The organism is Gardnerella sp. DNF01189, from assembly GCF_049244195.1.
In the GTDB taxonomy this organism is placed as follows: Bacteria; Actinomycetota; Actinomycetes; order Actinomycetales; family Bifidobacteriaceae; genus Bifidobacterium; species Bifidobacterium swidsinskii.
In genome coordinates, this window is record NZ_CP058385.1 from 20,003 (window position 1) to 43,418 (window position 23,416).

20 protein-coding genes and 3 tRNA genes are annotated in these 23,416 nt (G+C 43.3%); 16 read left to right on the plus strand and 7 right to left on the minus strand.

Going from position 1 to position 23,416, the window contains the following annotated elements; genetic code table 11:
* Together nikE and murI are read left to right on the plus strand one after the other, a co-directional pair.
* Nucleotides 1–1,662: a nickel ABC transporter ATP-binding protein NikE gene (gene nikE, locus HXT41_RS00075; RefSeq protein ID WP_421788685.1), complete on the plus strand. Its 1,662-nt coding sequence runs from the start codon at nucleotides 1–3 to the stop codon at nucleotides 1,660–1,662.
* A gap of 62 nt (nucleotides 1,663–1,724) precedes the next feature.
* Nucleotides 1,725–2,495, plus strand: a complete 771-nt coding sequence (gene murI / locus HXT41_RS00080) for a glutamate racemase (RefSeq protein WP_012913941.1) — start codon at nucleotides 1,725–1,727, stop codon at nucleotides 2,493–2,495.
* 40 nt (nucleotides 2,496–2,535) lie between these two features.
* Here murI and HXT41_RS00085 read toward each other — a convergent pair whose 3' ends face one another.
* Complete coding sequence (locus HXT41_RS00085; RefSeq protein ID WP_004110557.1) at nucleotides 2,536–3,186, minus strand: vitamin K epoxide reductase family protein; 651 nt, start codon at nucleotides 3,184–3,186, stop codon at nucleotides 2,536–2,538.
* Between the two features lie 175 nt (nucleotides 3,187–3,361).
* Between HXT41_RS00085 and HXT41_RS00090 the strand changes: the two genes are divergently transcribed.
* A complete protein-coding gene (locus HXT41_RS00090; protein ID WP_102703408.1) occupies nucleotides 3,362–4,219 on the plus strand; it encodes a PHP domain-containing protein in 858 nt (285 codons plus the stop codon).
* A 61-nt stretch (nucleotides 4,220–4,280) separates the two neighbouring features.
* Here HXT41_RS00090 and HXT41_RS00095 read toward each other — a convergent pair whose 3' ends face one another.
* Both HXT41_RS00095 and HXT41_RS00100 read right to left on the minus strand, forming a co-directional pair.
* Nucleotides 4,281–4,499, minus strand: a complete 219-nt coding sequence (locus HXT41_RS00095) for a DUF3107 domain-containing protein (protein WP_004105154.1) — start codon at nucleotides 4,497–4,499, stop codon at nucleotides 4,281–4,283.
* Between the two features lie 63 nt (nucleotides 4,500–4,562).
* Entirely contained in the window at nucleotides 4,563–6,293 is a 1,731-nt protein-coding gene (locus tag HXT41_RS00100; RefSeq protein WP_421788824.1) for a phosphotransferase, read from the minus strand.
* A 155-nt stretch (nucleotides 6,294–6,448) separates the two neighbouring features.
* Here HXT41_RS00100 and HXT41_RS00105 point away from each other — a divergent pair, with 155 nt between their 5' ends.
* A complete protein-coding gene (locus HXT41_RS00105) occupies nucleotides 6,449–7,996 on the plus strand; it encodes an ATP-dependent helicase (protein ID WP_421788687.1) in 1,548 nt (515 codons plus the stop codon).
* A 154-nt stretch (nucleotides 7,997–8,150) separates the two neighbouring features.
* Here HXT41_RS00105 and HXT41_RS00110 read toward each other — a convergent pair whose 3' ends face one another.
* Nucleotides 8,151–9,890 (minus strand): zinc-dependent metalloprotease, encoded by a 1,740-nt coding sequence (locus HXT41_RS00110; protein ID WP_102703410.1) that lies wholly within the window; start codon nucleotides 9,888–9,890, stop codon nucleotides 8,151–8,153.
* 260 nt (nucleotides 9,891–10,150) lie between these two features.
* Here HXT41_RS00110 and HXT41_RS00115 point away from each other — a divergent pair, with 260 nt between their 5' ends.
* A complete protein-coding gene (locus HXT41_RS00115; RefSeq protein ID WP_102703411.1) occupies nucleotides 10,151–11,038 on the plus strand; it encodes a YlbL family protein in 888 nt (295 codons plus the stop codon).
* Nucleotides 11,039–11,082: 44 nt separating this feature from the next.
* Here HXT41_RS00115 and HXT41_RS00120 read toward each other — a convergent pair.
* Nucleotides 11,083–11,156, minus strand: a tRNA-Val gene (locus HXT41_RS00120).
* Between the two features lie 118 nt (nucleotides 11,157–11,274).
* Between HXT41_RS00120 and HXT41_RS00125 the strand changes: the two genes are divergently transcribed.
* The 3 genes from HXT41_RS00125 to HXT41_RS00135 are packed head-to-tail and all read left to right on the plus strand — an operon-like array spanning nucleotide 11,275 to nucleotide 14,360.
* Complete coding sequence (locus HXT41_RS00125; RefSeq protein WP_012913947.1) at nucleotides 11,275–12,786, plus strand: DivIVA domain-containing protein; 1,512 nt, start codon at nucleotides 11,275–11,277, stop codon at nucleotides 12,784–12,786.
* Between the two features lie 30 nt (nucleotides 12,787–12,816).
* Nucleotides 12,817–13,563 carry a DNA repair protein RecO gene (gene recO, locus HXT41_RS00130; protein ID WP_116994863.1) on the plus strand — a complete coding sequence of 249 codons (747 nt, stop codon included), beginning with the start codon at nucleotides 12,817–12,819 and terminating at the stop codon, nucleotides 13,561–13,563.
* Nucleotides 13,564–13,565: 2 nt separating this feature from the next.
* A complete protein-coding gene (locus tag HXT41_RS00135; protein ID WP_004110536.1) occupies nucleotides 13,566–14,360 on the plus strand; it encodes an isoprenyl transferase in 795 nt (264 codons plus the stop codon).
* Nucleotides 14,361–14,377: 17 nt separating this feature from the next.
* Here HXT41_RS00135 and HXT41_RS00140 read toward each other — a convergent pair whose 3' ends face one another.
* Nucleotides 14,378–15,610 carry a M20 family metallopeptidase gene (locus HXT41_RS00140; protein ID WP_033888600.1) on the minus strand — a complete coding sequence of 411 codons (1,233 nt, stop codon included), beginning with the start codon at nucleotides 15,608–15,610 and terminating at the stop codon, nucleotides 14,378–14,380.
* Between the two features lie 64 nt (nucleotides 15,611–15,674).
* Entirely contained in the window at nucleotides 15,675–16,040 is a 366-nt protein-coding gene (locus HXT41_RS00145; RefSeq protein ID WP_033888601.1) for an MTH1187 family thiamine-binding protein, read from the minus strand.
* A 179-nt stretch (nucleotides 16,041–16,219) separates the two neighbouring features.
* On the opposite strand from HXT41_RS00145, the gene HXT41_RS00150 reads away from it, so the two are divergent.
* The 8 genes from HXT41_RS00150 to HXT41_RS00185 all read left to right on the plus strand — a co-directional run bounded on the left by HXT41_RS00150 (nucleotide 16,220) and on the right by HXT41_RS00185 (nucleotide 23,357).
* On the plus strand, nucleotides 16,220–17,740 hold the full coding sequence (locus tag HXT41_RS00150) for a glycine--tRNA ligase (protein ID WP_102703413.1): 1,521 nt from the start codon (nucleotides 16,220–16,222) through the stop codon (nucleotides 17,738–17,740).
* A 69-nt stretch (nucleotides 17,741–17,809) separates the two neighbouring features.
* Nucleotides 17,810–18,964 carry a tRNA dihydrouridine synthase DusB gene (gene dusB, locus HXT41_RS00155; RefSeq protein WP_064621738.1) on the plus strand — a complete coding sequence of 385 codons (1,155 nt, stop codon included), beginning with the start codon at nucleotides 17,810–17,812 and terminating at the stop codon, nucleotides 18,962–18,964.
* Nucleotides 18,965–19,166: 202 nt separating this feature from the next.
* Nucleotides 19,167–20,378: a cell division protein FtsZ gene (ftsZ, locus tag HXT41_RS00160; RefSeq protein WP_116440542.1), complete on the plus strand. Its 1,212-nt coding sequence runs from the start codon at nucleotides 19,167–19,169 to the stop codon at nucleotides 20,376–20,378.
* Between the two features lie 24 nt (nucleotides 20,379–20,402).
* Nucleotides 20,403–20,861 (plus strand): cell division protein SepF, encoded by a 459-nt coding sequence (locus HXT41_RS00165; RefSeq protein ID WP_116431859.1) that lies wholly within the window; start codon nucleotides 20,403–20,405, stop codon nucleotides 20,859–20,861.
* A gap of 159 nt (nucleotides 20,862–21,020) precedes the next feature.
* On the plus strand, nucleotides 21,021–21,839 hold the full coding sequence (gene trmB / locus HXT41_RS00170; protein ID WP_116994861.1) for a tRNA (guanosine(46)-N7)-methyltransferase TrmB: 819 nt from the start codon (nucleotides 21,021–21,023) through the stop codon (nucleotides 21,837–21,839).
* 107 nt (nucleotides 21,840–21,946) lie between these two features.
* Nucleotides 21,947–22,018: transfer RNA gene (locus tag HXT41_RS00175), tRNA-Glu, on the plus strand.
* Between the two features lie 297 nt (nucleotides 22,019–22,315).
* Complete coding sequence (locus HXT41_RS00180; protein WP_064621671.1) at nucleotides 22,316–22,996, plus strand: ECF transporter S component; 681 nt, start codon at nucleotides 22,316–22,318, stop codon at nucleotides 22,994–22,996.
* Between the two features lie 287 nt (nucleotides 22,997–23,283).
* Nucleotides 23,284–23,357, plus strand: a tRNA-Ile gene (locus HXT41_RS00185).
* Nucleotides 23,358–23,416: the final 59 nt, after the last annotated feature.

The following is a 23,416-nucleotide window of genomic DNA, read 5'->3' on the forward strand; positions in this document are numbered from 1 at the left end:
ATGACGAATTTGGATGCGCAAGCTTTGGATAATAAAGATTTGGATGCGCGTAAAAGAATTGTTATAAGCGTTGAAGATTTGTCAGTTTCGATTGACGGTAGGCAAATTACACGCAATGTTTCTATGCGATTGCGTGATGGAATGGTTTCTGCGTTAGTAGGCGAGTCCGGTTCTGGAAAGTCACTTACTGCGCTGGCTCTTATGGGATTGCTCGATAATAATGCGCGTGTTGAAGGGAATGCGGCGCTTCTTAACGCTTCGGATGCTAACGAATCTTTTATAAATTTGCTTAGCGAAGATGCCTCTTATGAGCATATTCGCGGTGGCATGATTGGCATGATTTTTCAGGAGCCGTCCAGTGCGTTTAATCCTGTGAAAACAATTGGCAAGCAAATAGAAGAAACGCTAATATATCATCCTGAAAAAGCAGGAAAGCTTAGCCAAAGAGAGCGTAAGAAGCGTGTGATTTCGCAGCTTCTCGAGGTTGAGTTGAGTGATGCTGAGCGTGTGTATCGTTCTTATCCGCATGAGCTTTCTGGCGGCCAACTCCAGCGTGCGATGATTGCTATGGCTTTAATAAATCGTCCACAAGTTTTGATTGCAGATGAGCCTACAACAGCACTCGACATCACCACGCAACGAGATATTTTACGTCTTATACGTAATTTGTCGGAGAAATTACAGCTTGCTGTATTAATTATTACGCACGATATGAGTGTTGTGCGTGCGCTCGCAGATGAAATGTATGTAATGCAAGGCGGGAATATTGTGGAATCTGGCGAAGTTCAGCATATTTTTGCGAATCCTAAGCACGAATATACGCGCACTTTGCTAGATTCTGTTCCTAAATTTGATATGCAATATGCTTCAAGTGGTGATTCTTATGAAAGTATAGAAGAAGTAGCAAAAGCAATTGCTAAGAATATTGCTAAGAATATTTCTGAATCTCCAGGATCTGAATTTCCAGTAGTTGAAGTTCAAGGCGTAAGTGTGAAGTATTCGCATGCTCGTTTTAGCAAAAATTCAAATAAGCTTGCTCTCGCTAATGCAAACTTGCGCATTAACTCTGGCTCTACACTAGCTTTAGTCGGGGAGTCTGGAGCTGGGAAAACCACTATTGCAAAGCTTATTTCTGGGCAAATCAAACCAAATTCAGGATTAGTGCTACTTAATGGAGAAAACTTAAACAGATTAAACAATAAAGCTCACCGCCAAGCATTATCGCGAATTGGATACGTTTTTCAAGATTCAGGTTCCGCACTAAATCCGCGTAAAACCATTGGCTGGAGTATTGCAGAACCATTACTTTTACACACGAATCTTGATGCCAATGAGCGTTTAGAGCGCGTTGAAGAAATGCTTAATCAAGTACAACTGCCAGTTGAATTCGCAAGCCGTTTTCCTCACGAGCTTTCCGGAGGTCAAAGACAGCGCGTAGGTATTGCGCGAGCGTTGATTTTGCAGCCTTCTCTGCTTATTGTGGATGAGCCAACTTCTGCGCTTGACGTAACAGTGCAACGTTGTGTACTTAACTTATTGCATGATTTGCAACAAAAATACCGTTACGCATGCTTGTTTATTACTCATGATGTTGGCGTTGTGCAAGAAGTTGCTAGCGAAGTTGCCATAATTAGAAATGGCAGCGTTCAATATATTTCGTAGTATGTTTTCCTAGTATGTTGACACTCGCCATTACGATAGTAAGCGTTTTTAGGAGGTAGTTTATGGCATCGTCGGCAGCAATTGGCGTTTTTGATTCTGGGCTTGGAGGCATTTCCGTGGCTCGTCAGTTGCATGCTGCTCTGCCGCATGAGCGAATTATTTATTTCGGCGACTCTGCAAACGCGCCATACGGCATTAAAACGCCTGAAGAAGTTAAAAAGTTAAGCTTTGCAATCGTCGAGCATTTTGTTCGTTTAAATGTAAAAGCTGTTGTAATTGCTTGTAATACTGCCACTTCCGCAGCTGTGAACGATTTGCGCGCGCATTACAATATACCTATCATAGGTATGGAGCCGGCGCTTAAATTAGCTTGTGATTTAGGTAAAGGTGAGCCTCAGCGCGTAATCGTAGCTGCAACTCCGCTTACTCTTCGCGAGCGCAAGTTTGCGGATTTGCTGCAACGTTTTTCGCAAAATAACACGATTTTTTCGCAGCCTTGTCCTGATTTAGTGCGTATTGTTGAGCGTGGGGAGCTTAATAATCGTGATGTAGTTTTTGCTGCTCTTCACAAGTATTTCGACGAGTATGATTTAGACAGTATCGATTCGGTTGTGCTGGGCTGCACTCATTTTGTGTTTTATAGGGATTATTTCCGCGAGTTTTTGCCTGCGCGCACGAATATTGTTGACGGCAACGAAGGAACTATTAATCATTTGCGCAAAATATTGGAACTTAATAATGAGCTTGCAAGCGATTCTCAAGAAGGCAGCATAACTCTTACTAATTCGGATACAAGCTTGCGCATGCAGCAACTTGCGAAGAGCTTGTGCTGAAAGACTTGCGTTAAGATTTTGCGTTAAAAATCGCTCTTATTCAGCCAAAAAATACTTTAGAATATTGGCACAAAATCAAAGTAAGCAATGCCGCAACCCAAAGCACGTCTATGAGCAAGTCGTATCGCAAACGGTAATAGCTTTCAACCAAGCTAAAACGCTTAACAAGCAACTTTTGCGAACTTACGCTTGCGTGAGTCAAAGATATAAATTGCATTGTTGTGGAGAACATAAGCACAATGCACCACGGGCACAACGCGTGAATTACGAACATAGATTGCGAAAACAGCCAGTAAGCATAGACAAGAGCGCATAACCCACCAAGCCAAGTGCAGATTGCGAACCATCGCGGCACGCGTACGCGAATCATTCCAATAACTGCGAGCGTTACGAATACGCTTTCTGCAGCAATTCCAAAGAATGCGTTTGGGAAGCTTAATTCGCCAAATTTCACAATTTCTGCCTGCCAAGTTTGTGCAACTCTAGAGCAGGACACAACGCTGTTAAAATCGCAGCTGAGCAGTTTTTTAGGTGCGCGCGCTAAAGCAAGGGTTTCAGCAGAAAGTATAAGCGAAGTTACGAGTGCTACTGCAGAGAAAAATAGCATAATGCCATACGTCCATGCTGCAGAGTGCCTCCATCCGCTAAGTGTTGTTTCATAGTTTTCTTTAGCGGCGTCAGTTTGCTTCATTGCTGCTCCTAAAAGTTACTAATTGCGAATGATGTGAATAATAATAAATAATAGCAAATAATTATGTATGCATATTCATTTCTCGTTACATGGCACAGTTTACGATGATTATATGACCGCAATAAGCAACAACCAACGTGAAGCATCAAATCATGCTAGCGATAGCAACTCCAGCATGATGAGTTTTGCGCGCGAACGCTGGGATTTGCACTGTCATACTGTTTATTCAGACGGTACTGCAACTCCAGAAGATTTAATTACGCAAGCTAAAATCGTTGGTTTGCAAGGTGTTGCTATTACTGATCACGACACAACTGCAGGATGGCATGATTTTCAAGAGGCTGCTAAAGCTTCGAATATGCCAGTATTATTTGGTTCGGAGATTACTGCGCAAGACTCAGGCGTGTTTGTGCACATGCTCGCATACCAGTACAATCCGAAAAATAGCATGATTGTGAGCATGTTTGAGCTTACTAGGAAGCGTCGTTTTGATCGCACAAAGCGTATGGTTGAATGTATGTCGCGCGATTTTCCAATTACTTGGAATGACGTTTTGGCTCAAGCGAAGCTCGGCGACTTAACTACAATCGGGCGGCCGCATATCGCTGATGCTTTAGTAAAAGCTGGCGTGTATAAAACGCGTTCTGAAGCTTTTGCTGGGCCTATCTCTCCGTGCAGCCCGTACTATATACCAACTCCTTCTCCAAATGTTCGTGAAGTTATTGAGGCTGTTAAAGATGCTGGGGGAGTTGTTGTTATTGCGCATCCTGCCGACCCTACGCGTAACCGCGTGCTTCTTTCGGATAATCAAATTATATCGTTTGCTAAAGCTGGTCTTGACGGTTTAGAAGTGTATCATCGCGGAAATTCTAAAGCGCAACGTGAAAGACTGCTTTCTTTAGCGAGTAAGTGCGATTTGCTTGTGACGGGCGGCTCGGATTGGCATGGCTACGGTAAGCCAAATCGTTTGGGCGAAGAAACAACAAGCCGCGAAGTAGTATCGGAAATACTCTTGCGCGGCTATAAGCTCTAAAACTATTTATTTATTTATGTTGCTGTAAAGTTTCTGCCGCTCTTAGCGGAATTTCGTTATTTTAGTTGAGCGCGCCGAAGCCCACTGAATGCTTTGGCGTATCGCCGATGAGCGCGTAAGACAGCGACGAAGCTGAGACCATAATAGTGCGCCCATTTACGTCCGTAAACTCAAGCATATCCTTGGAATCGTTAATCACTTTGCGCACTTCTTCTGCACTTTGGTTGGTTTCAAAATCGATGGAATCAGAAACGTTTTTTACTCCTAAAACAACTCGCATACATGCTCCTTTTGCTTTTTACGCTATTTATCGTTTTAATTAGTATTTAGTATTTTATTTATCTTAGTCTAAGTCTGCTTGTGCGTCGCGCATTGCTCGTTCTTCACGCTCTAGCAGAGGGATGATTACGGTTTCTGGTTTATCGTCATTTTTTTGCGTATTTCTTTCTGTATCTTCAGAAAGTTTTGAGTCCGAAGAAGTCTCGTTTGTGCTATCAACCTTACTGTCACGCTCAACTATAACTTCATCCTTAACCTCAGAATCATTGTTGTTCTTGGCGTCCTTAGCTTCCTCATTGCTACCAGCGTTACCAACGTTTTCATGCTCAGCACTAGCATTGCTATCAGCAGATTTACTCATTGCAGTTTGCATAATAGTTTCTGCGGTTTCGTGTACTGTTTGAGTTTTTACATGAGTAATTACTTGAGTTGCTGTGTCGTCAGCGAGTTGTGCTGCTTTTTCAGCCTCCTCAGCGTTAGCTGCGTGTGTGCCAGCATATTGAACTTTGCGCTCATGAGTATCGTCGCTTATAGTTTTGTTGCTATCGTAAGTCTCGTCTTGAGTGTTATTTAATTCAGTATTTCTTTCTGAAGTAATGTCTCGCTCATGAGTTTCGTCGCTATTTCCAGTGTTTAGTTGGTTTTCAGTAGAATTATTCTTAGAAATTTGGCGACTTTGCGTATTGTCATTTTCAAGAAGCGTTCCAACTGTAATAGTCGAGACGGGATTTCCTGCAGCACGACCAGTTTTAGCAGTTTGTGCATTGCTAATACGACTAAGCTCGTGCGCTAAACGCTCAACTTGAGCCTTAAAACGCATAATACTAGTGTTATCTGCACGTTGCAAAGCTTGAACAAAATCGCCAACTTGTTCCATTTGCAGCCACAAGTTTGCGCGAAGCATAATCAAACTATCTAAACGAGAACCCATAATTCTACCGTATGCAGAAAGCACTGCGTTTCGGCGCTGCTCGTTAAGTTTTGCAAAAATCCAAGCCAAATCGCGCGCAGGATCGTTAATTTGCATTCTTTGCCAATTTGTCACAGCAGTAATTGTTGAGCCAGCAAACAAAATGTCGCCATCCATAAAACCGCCGTGTACTGGGCAAGTTTCAAATGACCACAATCCTTCAGTTTCCAACACTCTTGACCAACTGTCAGTAATTTCGGTTGGAATATGACCGGCTTGACGAAGTCTTTTAATCCAACCGGTTAACTGTGCGCGAATTTGACCAGTAGTAAAAGCAGAGTATTTTCCGCGCGTTACGAAAGTAGGGCGCAGGCGATGAATAGCGCCGATTGCAGTTCCAACATTTGCGCAATCGTCAGTAGTAAGAAGACGCAAGTCGCGAGCGCTACCTTCAAGATGTTCGCAAATAAGCACAGTGTCTTCATCGTTGTTGTTGGCAATAATGCTTGACATTCGTATAGATTGCTGTTGTGTAGATTGCTGTTGTGTGTATTGCTGAGTGCCAACAACTGTAGAATTTTCATCGGTTACATTATTTGCAACATTTCCAGCGTTATTATTAGCATCTTCGCGTTTTCCTGGCATAAACGTGAGCATAGTGTCGTAAGCGAATCCCAAAGCTGCCAAATCTTTACTGTGCTCAAGAGTCCATGCTGCACGAGCCCGGTCATGCAAACGCTTGCGACCTTTACTATCCGCACTGATAAAAACGTCGTAAAGCTTACCGGAAATATCTTGCACAACGGCGTGAGAAATTCCAGCCGCGGTATCAGTGGCATTAACTTGCTCACTTTGGCGCGTTCCTGCAAACTGTACTTCGGGCATGGCTGCAGATGCCAGTGCTGCCAACTTGAATCTACTGAGTTGTGTCACACTCCCACAGTAATACAAAGCACCGAAATTTTGCCAATTTTTTGTAAGTTATACACATATTTTTATTCTTGTTGCGTAAGTGTTGTTATTGCTGCAACAATAGAATTATGAATTCTTCACCAGAACCTTCGCAAGTGACTTCTAAAACTTCTCAAGTGACTTCTCCAGAAGCACTTTTAGACGGGTTGGATAATTCGCAACGCGAAGCTGCTACCGCACTAGAAGGGCCAGTGCGCATTATAGCTTGTGCAGGAGCTGGTAAAACGCGCACTATTACGCGCAGAATTGCGTATGCTTGCGCTACTGGTAAGTGGGATCCTGAAAGAGTTTTGGCAGTTACTTTTTCTGTAAAAGCAGCTGCGGAAATGAGATCGCGTATTGAGGCTCTTGGTGTAAGTAATGTTGGATGCGTCTCAACATTTCATTCTGCGGCTTTGCAACACATTCGCAGCGTGTGGAACGACGTCTGTTCAGCACAATTTCCATCAATTATGAATGATTCTCAGCAAATCATAGCTTCTGCGCTTAAGCGTTATCCGGATTTTGCGGATATGACTTTGTTGCAAACTCGCGATATTTTGGCAGAAATTAATTGGGCGAAAGTTTCGCTTATTGCGCCTGACGATTACTTGCGTGTGTGCGCTTCTACGCACCGTTTGTCTCCTGCAGGTTTAGAGCCGCAGCAATTTGTCGATATATATGAAGCTTACGAAACCGAAAAAAATGCGCATAATTGCATCGATTTTAACGATATTCTTCTACTTTGCTGCCATATTTTACGAAATTTTCCGGAAGCTGCAAACCGTATTAAGCAATCAATCGGATGGATCACAGTTGACGAATATCAGGATGTGTCTCCTTTACAGCACGAATTGTTGCGATTATGGATGGGGCAGAACCGCGATATTTGCGTAGTGGGCGATCCTGCGCAAACAATCTACTCGTTTGCAGGTGCGAATAGTTACTATTTGCTTTCATTTCCGCAAGAATTTGCTCCTCTTGGAGCAGATATTAGTTTGAATACCGACTACCGCTCCACAGAACGCATAGTAGGTCTTGCTAATAGAGTGCTTGCGGCTTCTGCGCATAAAAAGGATTACGTAAAAGTTAAGGCGGCAACAAAAGGCGGCGTTCGTGTTAGCCAGCAAGTTTTTGCAACCGATGTTGAAGAAGCTTTGGGTGTAGTTGAGCAAATTGCAAAACTTGTAAAAAGCGGCGTTGCGCATCTTGGGGAGTGCGCAATACTAACGAGAACCAATGCTCAACAGCAAGTAGTTTGTAAAGCGTTAAAAGCAGCAAAACTTCCGTATCGCGTGAGAAAAGACGTGGGGTGGCAGCGAAATGTTTTAGAGGATGCGCAAAGCTACGGTTCTCAAGGTACTTCTGACATTTTTGCATCTTCTAATATTTCAACTGTTACTGTTTCAACTATTCATGCTGTTAAAGGTTTAGAGTTTGCGCATGTTTACGTAATTGGCTGCTCTGAAGGGCTTATTCCTTTTGGCTCTACGACTGATGACAGTGCTTTGGAAGAAGAGCGCAGACTTATGTACGTTGCAATAACTCGCGCAGAAAAGACTTTGCATCTTTCTTACGCTTCTAGAAAAGACAGTGGAACTGGCATGAATCGCGTGCCTAGCCGCTTTCTGGCTTAATCTCGCGGCATAAATTTTACGCTCGTGTAAAGTTTTGGTCGTTTTTGGTTGAGACCGACCTTTTCTTTACACAGTTGCACAGTTTATGCCGTTTTGAGCGTTGATGTCGATTATTCAGCTGGATTGTTATTGAATCAGGAGTTTTACAAGAGTTTTATTCGCCGTCAGCATCAGTTTCGTCGGAATTGCCGGATTCGTTGCCAGCTTCGTTACCGGATTCGTCGTCAGTTTCGTTACCGGTTTCGCTGTTTTGCTTCTTTTGGCGTGCATCCTCTTCCAAAAGCTTGCTAAGTTCAGCATCCCAATCATTTGTGCCTAAATCGTCTTCTGTTAATTTTTCAAAAGATTTTTCGATAGGCGCATTTTCGATAGCGTTATCAGTATTTTTGTTACTTTCGTAACTGTCTGCACTTTCGTGACTTTCGCTAGTTTTTTCAGTTGCTTCATTAGTTTGATTAGACTGAGTTTCTATTGCATTTTTTGCAGCAGTTTTCGTTGCATCCTCCGCATCGATTTCTTTCGTAACTTCGTCACCTGCGTTACCAGCTTTACCTTCATTACTAGCGTCTTTCGTAACTTCGCTAGCTTCCGGCAAAGTTGGCAACAAATCTGGATGACTCCACAAGCTATCTCGCTCTTCAATACCGCGCTCGCGAGTCAACTTTTCCCACAATTGCGATGCCTCGCGCATACGGCGAGGGCGCAAATGCAAACCAAGTAACGATTCAAACGTCACTTCTGCAGGTCCTCCTGCAGCTCGCTCGCGACGCATCATCTCTCGCAACTGCTCAATGTGCACAATATGAGCCATTCCAGACTGCCATGTAACGCAATCAACCCAACCTTCAACAAGTGCAAGCAAAGTTTCCAAACTGTGCAAAGCTTGACGCTGCTCCTCAGAATCATTGCTGCCAATATTTTGCAAATTAACAGCTCCTGAAATTGCTTCCGGATTCATTGTTTCCACGTCGCGAAGCTGTTCTTCCATAGCCTCTAAATCAATACTTATTCCGTTTGCGTACTTAATAATCAGTGCTTCAAATCGTGGCATAAGCCATGGCACGGATGCAAATAATCTTGCGTGTGCAGCTTCTCGCAAAGCCAAATAATTCATGACTTCTGTAATATCCAACTCCCACACTTTTGCATACTCAATGCAGTTGTATGGAATTAATCCGCCTGCAGGATTTTGCAACAGCGCAAGACCTTGATCAAAACTGCCGTGTACTTCGTGTGAAAGTGCTCCAGCTGCTTGACCCAGTTGCATAGCAAACGAAGTGTTTCCAAGCAGTTTCATGAGTTGCGCTGGATTATTCATTCCTTCAGGCAACGGAATCGGCACAACTCCTGCAAATAATCCTTTTACTTCAGCATCATCCACATCTCGGAATCGCTCTTCAATAACAGAAGTGAGTGCTTCATTTACTGATTTTGCAACAGGATTAGCGAATTTAACCCAAGCTTCAAGCGTTTTTTCTACCCAATCAGCTCTAGACAATACTTCTGGCGTTCCAGGAGCAGGATTGAAATTGCACGTTATATCTAGCCACAAGTTCGCTTGGCTTAAAGCTCTTCGTGTGGCATCTGCTACGTCTGCATTTACATTTCCTTGATCGCCATTAGCGTGCTGTAAAGCAATAGATTGCGCTAACTTGCGATTAATTGGCCCTTCTTCAAGTGTTGCTTCCATTTCGTATGGATTATTAAGACCGCCTGCACTAAAAGCTTGCATCATTCCGCGAACTTCGTCTGGTTTAGGAAGCTTATCAGGATTCTGATTTAAGAGTTGTTCGCGTAGCTCAAACGGAAGCTGATCAAGTTGTTTCCATGCTTCTTCTCCTTGTATTGGCCCAAAGCATTCAATGAGCCATTGGTGAATTGCATCGTCATTCATGAGCGTATCCTTCTCGTGCCACGTGTTGCATAATTTACAGTTTTTATTTTTATACGTTTCGTATCTGCACGTATTTGTACGTATTTTATAAGTATTTATACGTATTTTACACGTCTTTATATGCGAGTTTAGCGCATCTTCTTAATAAAAATATTTTTTAATACAAATATTCTACTCGATAATATGGTTTTATGTGCTATAACTTGCGTGCAAATATATTTTAAAGCAAAACTATATAGGGCTTGTGTCATGATACAAGCATGTTTCGCTTTTCTACAGGTGCTAGTGTATTCCGTGCGTGTTTTAGATCCTTGCGCTCGCTGTCTCATGCTTTAGTTTTGTACATTACTTCGCATTCTTTGCGATATTTTGCAGGATTCTTTACAGTAATTGTTGCGATTTTTGCGTTGTCGCTTCCAAGTGCATACGTCGTAGAAGAGCCTGGTCCAACGCAGGATGTTTTAGGATCCCTATCAAATACTCCTGTGATTGATATGTCTGGTTCTCGAGTAAAAGAAAATCATGATACTGGTAAATTATTGTTGATTACTGTCAATGTTTCTGGTGTTCCTGGATATGAGGTTTCAACATTTTATTCATTGATTTCGTGGATGGATCCTCATAAAAGTTTGTTGCCTCGTGAAGCTATTGTGCCAGTAGGGCAGAGTGCTGACGAGTATGAGAAGGAATCCACAAACGAGATGAATGATTCGCAAAGCCTTGCTCAAAATGTTGCGTTACAGTACGCGTCTAAGCATCTTGGAATTAAAAAAGAAGATGTAAAAGTTCGTTTACATATTGAAGATATTGGTGGACCGTCTGCCGGAATGATGTACACTCTAGGAATTCTTGACAAGCTTACTCCTGAACAAGAAACTGGTGGTAAGACGATAGCCGGAACTGGAACTATTGAAAAATCGCAAAAAATTGGTGCAATTGGTGGTATTCGGTTAAAGATGATTGCAGCTAAAAGAGATGGGGCTACTTGGTTCTTAGCGCCTTACGATAATTGCAATGAAGTTGTTGGGCATGTGCCACAAGGTTTGCGCGTTGTAAGTGTAAAAACATTGGATGATTCTTACAAAGCGTTAAAAGCTATTGGTTCTGGTCGTGGTGCAAATAAATTGCCAAGCTGCAATGTGAAATAAAACAATAAACCAAATAAAGCAGAAACCAAATAAAGAGCAGAAAGTGGGCGATGAGGGACTCGAACCCCCGACATCCACCGTGTAAAGGTGGCGCTCTAGCCAGCTGAGCTAATCGCCCGTTTGCAACAAATTAAAAACATACATGATGGTGTGTACGAATGCAACGTGTGGCGCGCGTCGTAACAATCGCGTACAGTATACTGAATAAGAACATGTGCTCAGGAGGTCGATATTCGATGGCTCAGAAACCTGATACCGCTCGTAATGCTTCAGCAATGGAGCGTGTGGGTAAGCGTAAGTTAGGATATAACGTCGCACAGGTGAATGCTTTTCTAGAGCGTGCTCACACTTTGTACGAAAGCGATGAAGCTCGACTTACGCAGAAAGATATTCAAGAGGTTTCTTTTGACTTGGAGCGTAATGGTTACATTATTGGTCAAGTTGATGCTGCGTTATCGCGTTTGGAACGTGCGGTAGTAGATAAGTGCACTGAGCAAGAATTGGCGCAATGCGGACGAGTTGCATGGAAAGCTCGTGTAGAAGCGCTTTATCGTAAACTTTTGCAACATGCTCAAAGAGATTATCGCGATCGTTTTGATCGTGGTTCTTCGCATCACCCGTCTTATGCGCGTAAACAAGTGGATATTATGGTCGATCAAGCATTAGATAAGATTGCTCTTATGCTTGGTCATGAGCTTGAGTGGGAAACGGACAAAGAAACATTACAAGATATTGATTCTGCTTATGTTTCTAATGTGATTTTTACGCAAAAAAACGGTAAGCACGGTTATGATGAGCGTCAAGTTGATTATTATTTAAACGCTTGTGTGCGTTTGCTTAGCAGCTTGGAATCTTTTGAGCGTGTAGAACAGTATGTTGATGCGGATAATAGTAGTTCCTCATACTCTCGAGCAGCATCTGAATCTTATTCTGCTCCTGCTTCTGTTCCTGCTTCTGTTCCTCCTTCTGTTATTCCTGTAACTAAAGCTGAAGAGCCTGCTAAATCTTCAGAATCTACGGAATCTTATAACCATTCTGAAGAGCCTGTTCCATCATTTGCTCCTTCAATAAAGCCTGCATCTGATTTCAGTGCTGCTTCTGCAGCTTCTTCCGCTTCTGCCACTGCACCTTCTGCTTCTTCAATATTCAAACCTGTTGAGGATGCTGTGGATGATGAAGACACTGCGGATAGATTGTCTAAGATTGCACCTCGCTCAATACCTAGCGTGCCAAATCATGATAAACAAAGCATTTTTGCTCCTGTAGATTATGCTAATCAAGATTCTAATGATTCGTTTGAAGCGTTAAATAAGTCTGAGCGCGCAATATTTACACCTCATGCTGCTGCAAGTAAGCCTTCTAATGTTCTTAACGATACTGATAGCAATGACGAGCTTTTGCAAAGCGCTACAGTAATGCGAAACTCTTCTGAATCTTCTGTGCTACCTCCTTCTTTCACTCCTGCAGCTCGTAATCGCAATAATTCATCTGCGCCTAAGCCTGTTGCGGCTCCTGCTCCTGATGAATCAATTCCATCATTTGCTCCTCAAGATTCTGCACAGCATTCCTCGCAGCATTCTTCGCTTAATATTCCGGAGTTGCATGTTTCTAATTTGCAGCCGAGTAAGCCATTGAGTTTAGATATTCCAGATTTGTCATTCCCAATTATTGGTCATATTGATGAATCTACTAATTTCGGTAGCTCTTCTCAAGGCGACGATGATTCGGAAAATAACGATCGTAATTAATCTAACTATTAAAAAGATATAGTTTGATTTATGCCATTGTATCGCGATGAAGCTGTTGTGCTTCGTACTTTTCCTTTAGGTGAAGCGGATAGGATTGTTGTGCTTCTTACTAAGCGGCATGGCAAAGTTCGTGCTGTTGCAAAGGGAGTTCGTAGGCTTAAATCACGTTTTGGTGGTCGTCTTGAGCCGCTTATGCGTGTTGATTTGCTTCTTGCACAAGGTAAATCTTTGGATGTAGTCTCGCAGGCTGTTTCTATTGCTGCTTATGCTGGTGAAATTTGTGCAGATTATACGTCCTATGAGTATGCAAACGTCATGCTTGAAGTTGTGGATTTGCTTGTTTCTAACGAATATACAGATGAATACAGGCGTGAATATCAAGATGCGCTAGGGCAGTATCGTCTACTTACTGCGGCTTTACTTTCATTGTCCAAGCATAAGCATTCTCCTGATGCTATTGGCGTGTCGTATATATTGCGAGCATTGTCATTAGCTGGGTGGTCTCCGCGACTACAAGCTTGTGTTGTATGTGGGAAAAATGAAGATTTATGCTATTTTTCGCCTTGCGCAGGTGGAATGATGTGTGCAAGTGATCACACTCCGGATTCAATAGTTTGTGCTAATTCGACGCGTTTGCAATTGTGTGCTCTTGCGCAAGGAAACTGGTCTGTTCTTGACGGAGTGTCGGTTGATTCTTCTACTATGCGATGCGTTCAGCAATGGGCTGAATATTATCTTGAGCGACCTATTCGTTCGATGGGGTTGTTACATTCGTAAGTATGGCTTTTGAAAACGTGGATTATAAGTCGCTCGATATTCCAGCGGCTCCTTTTAGTGACCCTTCTCACATACCAGATTTTCCTAAGGGCAAAGTGCCTCGTCATGTCGGTGTGATTATGGACGGAAACGGACGCTGGGCAAAAGAGCGCGGAATGATTCGAACCGAAGGTCACAAAGCTGCAGAACCGGTAGTTTTTGACGTTATTGCAGGAGCTATAGAAGCAGGAGTTCGTTACTTAAGCTTGTACACTTTTTCTACCGAAAATTGGAAGCGATCTCCACAAGAAGTGCGCTTTTTAATGGGATTTTCTAGGGATATTATTCACCGCAGAGTTGCGCAAATGAACGAATGGGGAGTGCGCGTTCGTTGGGCAGGAAGGCGCCCTAGATTGTGGAAGTCTGTTATTGACGAGTTGGAAAAAGCGCAAGAAATCACCAAAAATAATAAAACTATTGACGTTGTTTTTTGCATAAATTACGGCGGTCGTGCAGAAATTGCGGATGCTTGCGCGCAAATCGCGAAAGAAATTCAAAATGGCAAAATTAAAGGCGATCGTGTAAGTGAAAAAATGATTGCTGAGCACTTGTATAATCCGGATATTCCAGATTGCGATTTGGTGATTCGCACTTCCGGCGAGCAGCGCACTAGCAACTTTTTGCCTTGGCAAGCATCCTACGCGGAACTTGATTTTGTGCCGGAACTATTCCCGGATTACGGCCGCGAAGTGCTGTGGAGGTCGATTGACCGCTATGCGCATCGCGACCGCAGGTTTGGTGGCGTAAAAAACGCCTAGTATCTCACTAAGATTTGTTACTTTTCGCTAGTGAGCCAAGCGCAAGCTGCCACAACTGCAGCTTCTAATCCGCGATTAAGAGTGGGCTGCAAATCTGGGGCGAATGCCGGATTGTGATTTCCAGGAGCATTCTGCATATCCGCAAAACCACCTAAGCCCCAGTAAGCGTAAGGAGTTTTAAAAGCGTTCGCGACTATAGAAAAATCTTCCGAAGCAGAAGCGCGCGAAATATCTACAGAATCTTCTCCAAAGTATTCATCAAAAGCTTTACGCACGCGCAAAGATGCATTCTGATCATTATTTGTAAGCGGATAGCAATCATAATACGTAAACTCTGGTTCTTTAGGACATCTTGCAAGCTCGCACTCTCCACGCACAATTCGTTCAATAGCATTGTGCACAAATTTTTGAGTATCTTCGCTATAAGTTCTTGTGTTAATTAAAAGCTCGGCATCATCAGGAATAATATTCGACTTACTTCCTGCATTAAGCGCGCCAACTGTAACAATTGCGTAATCTTTAGCTGCAAGTTCGCGAGAAACAATCGTCTGCAATTTAAGCACAATTGACGAAGCAACAACCACCGGGTCAACGCTCAACTCAGGCATAGAACCATGCGAACCTTTACCAAAAATGTGCACGCGAATCGAAGCTGCAGTAGTTAAGAACGCGCCCGAACGAATACCGACTGTTCCTGCAGGAATAGTGCCCAACACATGCTGACCAAGGTAAACGTCAGGCTTTGCAATCATGCTCATAATGCCATTTTTCACCAAGTCTTTTGCGCCTTGAGCTGTTTCTTCTCCAGGCTGAAAAACGCCAATATACGTTCCTTTCCAAGCATCTTTATGCTCATTAAAAGCCTTCAAGGCACCAAGTAGGCTGGAAATATGAAAATCGTGACCGCAAGCGTGTGAAACTCCAACCGTTTTGCCATTTTCGTCTTGCGCACTAACTGTTGAAGTGTAATCTTTTCCTGAATTTTCTTTAATTGGAAGCGCATCGATATCCGCTCTCATAGCAACAACAGGACCTTCGCCGTTTTTAATCTCTGCCACAACGCCTATTTTTCCAACTCGCTTTGTTTCAATCCCAGCTTCGCTAAGAATATCAATAATTGTTTGAGCTGTATGATCTTCTTTCATTGACAGTTCAGGATGTTGATGAAAGTATTTGTATTGTTTTTCTCGTTCTCTTTGGGTTTCATCTAAATCGGATAATATTTTCTGAACTGCCGTAAGTTGCAGCATAAATTCCTGCTTTCTTTTGTTTTATTATAACTTTTTTGAGTTTTGAGATTATTTGATTTTAGTTTTATTCTTCTTTATTTCGTTTGTCGAGAATCTTATCTACAAGCGCACTTTTTGCGTCAATTTGATTGCTAAAACCAGGGCGAATATCTAATTTTAGTATTACTCCAGTACGGTATCCTTTACTAACTAAAGTCATCGTAGCATCTTTCACAACGCGCATAACGTCATCAAATTCGCCCTCAATATTCGTGAACATTGCGTTAGTTTCGTTCTTTAATCCAGAATCGCGAATTACTTGTACAGCATCCGCCACGTACTCGCTCAACTCGTCTCCGACTCCGCTTGGAGCAATGCACAACGCCGCGACCGTGTTAGTTCTGTGCTCGTTCGCGTGGTCGTTTGTATTCTCGTTATTATTTTCACTCATAGTAACAATCCCTTTAAAATCGTAATCTTATGCAAATCTAGCAAAACAAGACAACGCCAAATAATGCGTCAACAAACTTATAAATTTGCATTACTTTAACAATTTTACAAGCGTCACAGGGTTTTTCTATAATAGCAACGTTTTCACCCGAATTTTCTAGTTTTACGAAAAGGTGTATTGTGGCTGTTTCAAAGCTTGATGAAGTCGTCTCCTTGGCTAAGCGTCGAGGATTTGTGTTCCCAGCCGGCGAAATTTACGGTGGCACGCGTTCTGCGTGGGATTACGGCCCGCTCGGTGTTGCGTTAAAAGATAATATCAAGCGCGAATGGTGGCGCTACATGGTGACCACGCGTGGAGATGTTGTTGGAGTGGATACTTCCGTTATTCTGCCTTCACAGGTGTGGGTTGCTTCCGGTCACGTTTCCGTGTTTAACGATCCTTTGATTGAGTGCTTGAATTGCCATAAGCGTCATCGTGCAGATAAGTTGGAAGAGTCTTATGCTGAAAAGCATGGCGACAAGATGCCAGAAAATGGATTAAAAGACATTGCTTGCCCAGATTGTGGTACTCGCGGAAACTGGACTGAGCCACGTGACTTCAACATGATGCTTCGCACTCATTTAGGACCGGTTGAAGACGAAAATAGCTTGCATTATTTGCGTCCAGAAACAGCTCAGGGCATTTTCGTTGATTTTAAGAACGTCATGACTTCTGCTCGTCAAAAGCCGCCTTTTGGCATTGCGAATATTGGTAAGTCTTTCCGCAACGAAATTACGCCTGGAAACTTCATCTTCCGCACTCGCGAGTTTGAGCAGATGGAAATGGAATTTTTCGTAGAGCCTGGAACCGACGAAGCTTGGCACCAGTATTGGATTGACACTCGTGTGCGTTGGTATGTGGATTTGGGTGTTAAGCCAGAAAACTTGCGCATGTATGAGCATCCTAAGGAGAAGCTCAGCCACTATTCCAAGCGCACTGTCGATATTGAATACAAATTTGGCTTCCAAGGTTCGGATTGGGGAGAGCTTGAGGGTATTGCAAACCGTACTGACTACGATTTGTCTGCTCATGCTAAGCATTCCGGCGAGGATTTGAGCTACTTCAACCAGGCTACTGGCGAAAAGTATGTGCCTTACGTTATTGAGCCTGCTGCTGGTCTTACGCGCTCGCTTATGGCATTTTTGGTTGATGCTTATGACGTGGACGAAGCTCCAAACACTAAGGGCGGAGTTGACAAGCGCACTGTTCTTCGACTTGATCCTCGTTTGGCTCCTGTTAAAGCTGCAGTTTTGCCTTTGAGTAAGAAGCCAGAATTACAAGCTGTTGCTCAAGATTTGGCTGCAGATTTGCGTCAGCATGATTGGGTTATCGATTACGACGAAGCTGGTGCTATTGGTCGCCGCTACCGTCGTGAGGACGAAATTGGTACTCCTTTGTGCGTAACAGTTGACTTCGATACTTTAGAAGATCATGCTGTTACAATTCGCGAGCGCGACACTATGCAACAAGAGCGTGTTTCCTTGGACAAGGTTGCAGATTACGTCGCTAGCCGAATTAACGAAAAACGTGTTAAGTATCCGCAAGGCCCTGTTGAAATCGTTGGTACTCGTGCAGCCGACGGTACTACGGATATTGCTAAAGAAGCTGGCGAAGACGAGTCTAAGCCTGTACAAATCGCTACTGCTGGCGGATTATACTAATACGCGTTTGAGTAGTGCTTAAGCATTAATAAGCAAAATTATTATTATAGTGAACGGAGTTAAAGCAATATGAATTTTTCTATAAAACCAGTGGATTTAGGGAAAGTTCATATTGCAACTCCTGTTGTTTTATCTCCAATGGCGGGGATCACTAACTGGCCATTTCGCGTAATCTGCCGCGAATTTGGTCCGGACGGGCTTTACGTAGCAGAAATGATTACAGCTCGAGCTTTAGTTGCACGAAATCCAAAAGCATTGCGTTTATGCCGTTTTGCGCCTAGCGAAAAAGTGCGCTCGCTGCAACTTTATGGTGTAAATCCTTCTATTGTAGAGCAAGCAGCTCGAATTGTTGTCGACGAAAACATGGCTGATCACGTTGACTTAAACTTCGGCTGCCCAGTTCCAAAAGTGACGCGACGCGGCGGTGGTTCTGCTCTTCCTTGGAAAACTGATTTGTTGCAAGAAATTTTGCATCGCGTTGTTTCTGTTTGCGAACCAGCAGGAATCCCTGTTACGGCTAAATTCCGCGTTGGAATTGACGAGAATCATGAAACTTTTATTCAAGCTGGTCATATTGCGCAAGAAGAAGGATGCGCTGCTGTAACTTTGCATGCTCGTACAACTGCAGAATATTATGGTGGTCATTCAGACTGGACGCGTATTGGCGAGCTTGTAGAAGCACTCGATATTCCAGTTTTTGGCAATGGTGATATTTGGGGTGCGGAAGATGCGCTCGCAATGTTTAAGGAAACTGGCTGCGCTGGCGTTGCTATCGGTCGAGGATGTCAAGGTCGCCCATGGTTGTTTGCTGATATTCGCAATGCTTGCGAAGGTAGCGATAATCGTGTGAATCCTACTTTGACAGAAGTTGGTTCCGTTATTTTGCGTCACTTGAAGCTTTTAGTTGAGTTTTATGATGGTGACGAGCGTATGGCTGTTCACGACTTGCGTAAGCATGTCGCTTGGTATTTAAAGGGCTTTCCTGTTGGTGGTGGCACTCGTAAAGCGTTTATGGAGTGCGAGTCGATTGAGGATGTTCAACGTAATCTCGATATGCTTGACGGTTCTCTTCGTTTGCCAGAAAAAGTGTTAGACACGCCGCGTGGGCGAGTTAGATTTGCTAAAAAAGTTCATTTGCCGTATGGGTGGTTAGATTCTCGTACAACTAGTCACGAAGAGCGAGAGGCGTTATTTGGTGATGATCCAATGGATGCAAGTTACTAGTGTTTTCTAGGGCTTTCGTCATTTTTTTGCACTGATTATTTCGATAATGTTCTATTAAAATCACCTTGTGCTCATATTTGCATATAGCACGGTGTATTATCAAAACAGTGACATTTTTTCAGTTTATTGTGAAAACGTCGTCAGTATCGAGCGTTTTGCGCTAAAATATTGTGTAAACGTGCGTGAGTGACAGGAGATAACGGTGAGCGAGATTGCCCAGACTGACAATTTCAACGACAAAACCATCATCAAGGTAGTCGGCGTCGGTGGTGCCGGCGGTAACGCCGTCAATCGGATGATCAGCGAGGGTCTACAGAATGTAGAGTTTGTGGCCATTAATACTGACGCTAAAGATTTACTGCGTTCTGATGCTGATGTAAAGATTTCATTATCTGATGCTTCGAGCCGAGGCTTGGGCGCTGGTGCTGACCCTGAAAAGGGTGCTAAGGCTGCGCAGGATCATCAATCAGACATTGAAGAGGCACTTAAGGGTGCTGACATGGTGTTTGTTACCTGCGGTGAAGGCGGTGGTACGGGTACTGGTGCAAGCCCGATTGTAGCTCGTGCAGCTCATCAGCAAGGTGCTTTGACTATTGCTGTTGTTACACGTCCATTCGGTTTTGAAGGACCGCAACGTGCTGCATCTGCAAAACTTGGTATCGAAAATCTTCGCAAAGAAGTTGACGCGTTGATTGTTATTCCAAATGATCGTCTTTTGGAGATTTCTGATCGTACTATTGGAATTATTGAAGCATTTAAGACTGCAGATACTGCATTGCTCGCAGGTGTGCAAGGCATTACTGATTTAATTACCATGAATTCTTACATTCATGTTGATTTCTCTGATGTTACAGCTGTTCTTCGCGGAGCAGGTACCGCATTGTTCGGTATTGGTGCTGCAAAGGGCGAGGATCGTGCAACTCAGGCAGCTGAAATCGCTATTAGCTCCCCATTGCTGGAAGAAAGCATTGAGGGTGCTCACGGTGCTTTGATTAATATCGCAGGTCCAAGTGATTTGAAGCTTCAGGAAGCTTCTGCTGCAACTGAACTTGTTCGTAAAGCTATTCATCCAGAAGCTCAAATTATTTGGGGTCTTTCTTTGGATGATTCTTACGGCGATGAGGTTCGAGTTACGGTTATTGCTGCTGGATTTGATGCCCATCCTAAGGCGGAGGAGTCCTCAGCTAAAGCTGGTCAGTTTGTTGATATGCAAGCAGATGTTAAGCCTGTAGCTCCTGCACAGTCTACGTCATCTTTCAAAGAGGAAGCTCAAGCTGCTCCACAAGTAGAACAACCTGCTTCTATGCCTTCTATGTTTGAGCCTGCAATGAATCAGCAATATTCTCCTTCTGCAGCTCCTGTACAGCAGACTGCTGAACCTGACGAATTAGATATTCCTGATTTTCTGCGTTAAGCGTAACGAGAGGAGGGTTGCTTCATGGCTGGCTTTATGAAGAACGTGATGTCATACGTTGGTATGGCAGATGTGCCTGAGGATGATGATTATGCTGAATCTGATGTTCAAGAAACGTCATTCGATAATGATCGCTCGGTAACTCCTGCTGTGTCGCAACATGGTAATGATTTGCGTGGCAGTTCTGCCCGTGCGAATGCTAGTCGTATGAGTCGTATTACTACAATTCATCCTAAGTCTTACGATGATGCGCAAATGGTAGGTCGTGCTTTGCGTGACGGTGTTCCAGTGGTTTTAAACCTTACTGGTGTAACTGAATCAGTTGCGTATCGTATTGTTGATTTTTCTGCTGGAGTTGTGTTTGGTGTTCGTGGCTCTATTGAGCGTGTGACTCCTAGGGTATTTTTGCTAAGCCCAGCACAAGTGAATATCAAAGTAGAGGATGCTCCGAACGACAATACTGCGCGTGACTTGTTCTCCTAAAAATTGTATTTGCTAAAGAATTAATTAAGCAGCGTTTGTTTAACAACTTTCGCTGCTTTTTTATACTTTTTGGTAGCATAAAAGCGATGCGTACGAGCATGACTAAAATCATGCGAATTTAAACTAAAGGCATGTAACCCAAATAACGAAAGTAATCTCATGAGCACTGAAAATGAAAACGAAAACACTATGCAAGCCAAGCAACGCACTGTATTGTCGTTTGTGCGTCGTTCTGGGCGCTTAGATGCGCGTTTACAGCACGCTCAGGAGCGTTATGCAAGTCAGTACCTGCTAGACGTTACTGAAGCACCTGGCTCATTTAGATTGCGCGGAAATTTGAACATTACGCATGATTGGATTAGCGATAAGTGGGGGAATGATAATCCGCTTATTGTTGAAATTGGTTCCGGGCAAGGCGAAAACATTGTTGCCGCAGCTGAACGTTTGCCGGAAACTAACTTTTTAGCGCTTGAAGTTTATGATCCAGGCGTTGCTCACACAATGCTTCTTGCTGGAAAGCAAGGTTTGACTAATCTTCGTATTGCGCAAATTAACGCTCCTGATTTCTTCGCTGCGTGCGACTGTGGAGTTTTAGAAGAAGTTTGGACTTTCTTCCCGGATCCATGGCCTAAAATGCGTCACCATAAGCGTCGTATTGTGCAACCAGAGCTTGCCTCTACAATCCATCAGGCGTTGCGTAAAGAGGGCGTTTGGCGCATTGCTACAGATATTGAGGACTATGCTTTGCATGTGCATGAGATTATGGATTCTCGCGAAGATTTTGCAAATATTGGCGAATTAAGCGTAAGTCTTCCAGTTGAGCACGTAGGAAAAGGTACAGCTGGCACCGCTGCAACTCTTCCACACGCAGATTTTAGCGAATCTGAGCGTTTTGCTGGTCGAGTTCTTACGAATTTTGAACGCAAAGGCTTGGAGGCTGGTCGCACGATTCACGACTTCACCTACATAGCACAATAATGCTCTGCCGCCGCTGTTCTCGTAGCTTTGCAGTTGTACTTAGCCTCAACACGCCGTGAGTTGCGTACTGCTTTTTTGAGTGTTAATATCATATGGTTTGGTTCGAAGCCCCCTTCGTCTAACGGTTAGGACACCAGACTTTCAATCTGACAACAAGAGTTCGACTCTCTTAGGGGGTACAAATTACAACGCCGCTGGGTTTTCAGCGGCGTTTTTCGTTTTTTGTATTTCTGATATTCGTATTTCTATTTTTGCTGCTTACCCTATTTTTCGTATTTTGCGCAGCAATTAGTTTTTCATATATTTTTTCTATAAATCGATATAAGATCTGACAATGTATTAAATATCACAAAAGGTATGTTGTGCTTTTTAGAGGTGGTACACTTTCTCATTGGTACTTCTGCCCGGGCTGCGTAGGTCAGGAAGTATTCAATTCAGTAATTTACAATGCGCAGCAGCTTAAAAAAGGATTTCCTATGAGCGATATTTTCAATACAAATAATAATGGGTTAGAATCATCTAATTGTGTAACGGATCAAGTGGATAGTAATGCTGCTTCTAGTATTAATAGGGTTGTGAGCATGCGTTGGCGTGTTGCAGATATCGCATTAGGTGCTGCTCTTGCTGCTGTTTTTGGTGTTATCTTGTATGGCTATGGCTTGGTGTTTATTCCTTTGATTCGTACTTTGAATGCAGCTGTTCTTCCTGGTTTTGCAAGCATCACGCATGGTGTTTGGTATTTGTCGGGAACTCTTGCAGTTTTGCTTATTCGTAAGCCAGGTTCTGCAGTGTATGTAAATGTTGTTGCAGCATTTGTACAGGTGCTTCTTGGAACTCCGTTTAATATGCGAGATACGCTTATTTCCGCACTTTTGCAGGGTGTGTTTGCGGAGATTCCGTTCTTAATTTTCCGTTTGCGAAAGTTTAATTTGACTTTGAGTGCTCTTTCTGGTTTGCTTGTGGCTTTTGAGTATGGTGTGTTCTTAAGCTTCACTAAGTACCAGGCTAAAGCTCCTACTTATATTACGATTCATATGATTACAGAGCTTATTAGTGGATTGTTGCTTTCTGGAGTGCTTGTGTGGTTTGTGTATTTGGCTTTGCGCAAAACTGGTGCTCTTGATAACTTCGCATCTGGACGTTCTGACCGAGCTTGAAATCATCGGGATTTCAAGCTCCTTCAGAGCGTCGAGCTTGCTCAGGTTGAAAGCACGGTGTGCTTTCAACGCAAGCGAGGTCTGCCTTCGTCGTTATTGACGGAGGCAGATTTTGGTTGGTGTGGTTTTGTGATGGGTTTTGTTTTTGTTTGTTGGGGTTTTGACCGAGTTTGAAATCATAGGGATTTCAAGCTCAGTAATCCTAAGCAAAGTCAAAAATTCGACTCACTGAGTTGGCGACGTTTATGGGTATGTGCTAATCTAGTCGTTGCTAACTTTGTTAGCGTGGGGCTTTAGCTCAGTCGGTTAGAGCAGCGGACTCATAATCCGTCGGTCCAGGGTTCAAGCCCCTGAGGCCCCACAAGATATTAATAATGCCACTTCATTATGATTTATGAAGTGGCATTTTTGCATCTTATA

Excerpts from the sequence above, each read along its gene's own strand:
- HXT41_RS00140 (WP_033888600.1), bottom strand. The coding sequence starts at position 15,610 with ATGCTGCAACTTACGGCAGTTCAGAAAATATTATCCGATTTAGATGAA.
- HXT41_RS00135 (WP_004110536.1), top strand. The coding sequence starts at position 13,566 with ATGGCTTTTGAAAACGTGGATTATAAGTCGCTCGATATTCCAGCGGCT.
- HXT41_RS00145 (WP_033888601.1), bottom strand. The coding sequence starts at position 16,040 with ATGAGTGAAAATAATAACGAGAATACAAACGACCACGCGAACGAGCAC.
- trmB (WP_116994861.1), top strand. The coding sequence starts at position 21,021 with ATGAGCACTGAAAATGAAAACGAAAACACTATGCAAGCCAAGCAACGC.
- HXT41_RS00105 (WP_421788687.1), top strand. The coding sequence starts at position 6,449 with ATGAATTCTTCACCAGAACCTTCGCAAGTGACTTCTAAAACTTCTCAA.
- HXT41_RS00165 (WP_116431859.1), top strand. The coding sequence starts at position 20,403 with ATGGCTGGCTTTATGAAGAACGTGATGTCATACGTTGGTATGGCAGAT.
- HXT41_RS00115 (WP_102703411.1), top strand. The coding sequence starts at position 10,151 with ATGTTTCGCTTTTCTACAGGTGCTAGTGTATTCCGTGCGTGTTTTAGA.
- recO (WP_116994863.1), top strand. The coding sequence starts at position 12,817 with ATGCCATTGTATCGCGATGAAGCTGTTGTGCTTCGTACTTTTCCTTTA.
- HXT41_RS00090 (WP_102703408.1), top strand. The coding sequence starts at position 3,362 with ATGATGAGTTTTGCGCGCGAACGCTGGGATTTGCACTGTCATACTGTT.
- murI (WP_012913941.1), top strand. The coding sequence starts at position 1,725 with ATGGCATCGTCGGCAGCAATTGGCGTTTTTGATTCTGGGCTTGGAGGC.
- HXT41_RS00110 (WP_102703410.1), bottom strand. The coding sequence starts at position 9,890 with ATGAATGACGATGCAATTCACCAATGGCTCATTGAATGCTTTGGGCCA.
- HXT41_RS00180 (WP_064621671.1), top strand. The coding sequence starts at position 22,316 with ATGAGCGATATTTTCAATACAAATAATAATGGGTTAGAATCATCTAAT.
- HXT41_RS00085 (WP_004110557.1), bottom strand. The coding sequence starts at position 3,186 with ATGAAGCAAACTGACGCCGCTAAAGAAAACTATGAAACAACACTTAGC.
- HXT41_RS00100 (WP_421788824.1), bottom strand. The coding sequence starts at position 6,293 with ATGCCCGAAGTACAGTTTGCAGGAACGCGCCAAAGTGAGCAAGTTAAT.
- nikE (WP_421788685.1), top strand. The coding sequence starts at position 1 with ATGACGAATTTGGATGCGCAAGCTTTGGATAATAAAGATTTGGATGCG.
- dusB (WP_064621738.1), top strand. The coding sequence starts at position 17,810 with ATGAATTTTTCTATAAAACCAGTGGATTTAGGGAAAGTTCATATTGCA.
- HXT41_RS00125 (WP_012913947.1), top strand. The coding sequence starts at position 11,275 with ATGGCTCAGAAACCTGATACCGCTCGTAATGCTTCAGCAATGGAGCGT.
- HXT41_RS00095 (WP_004105154.1), bottom strand. The coding sequence starts at position 4,499 with ATGCGAGTTGTTTTAGGAGTAAAAAACGTTTCTGATTCCATCGATTTT.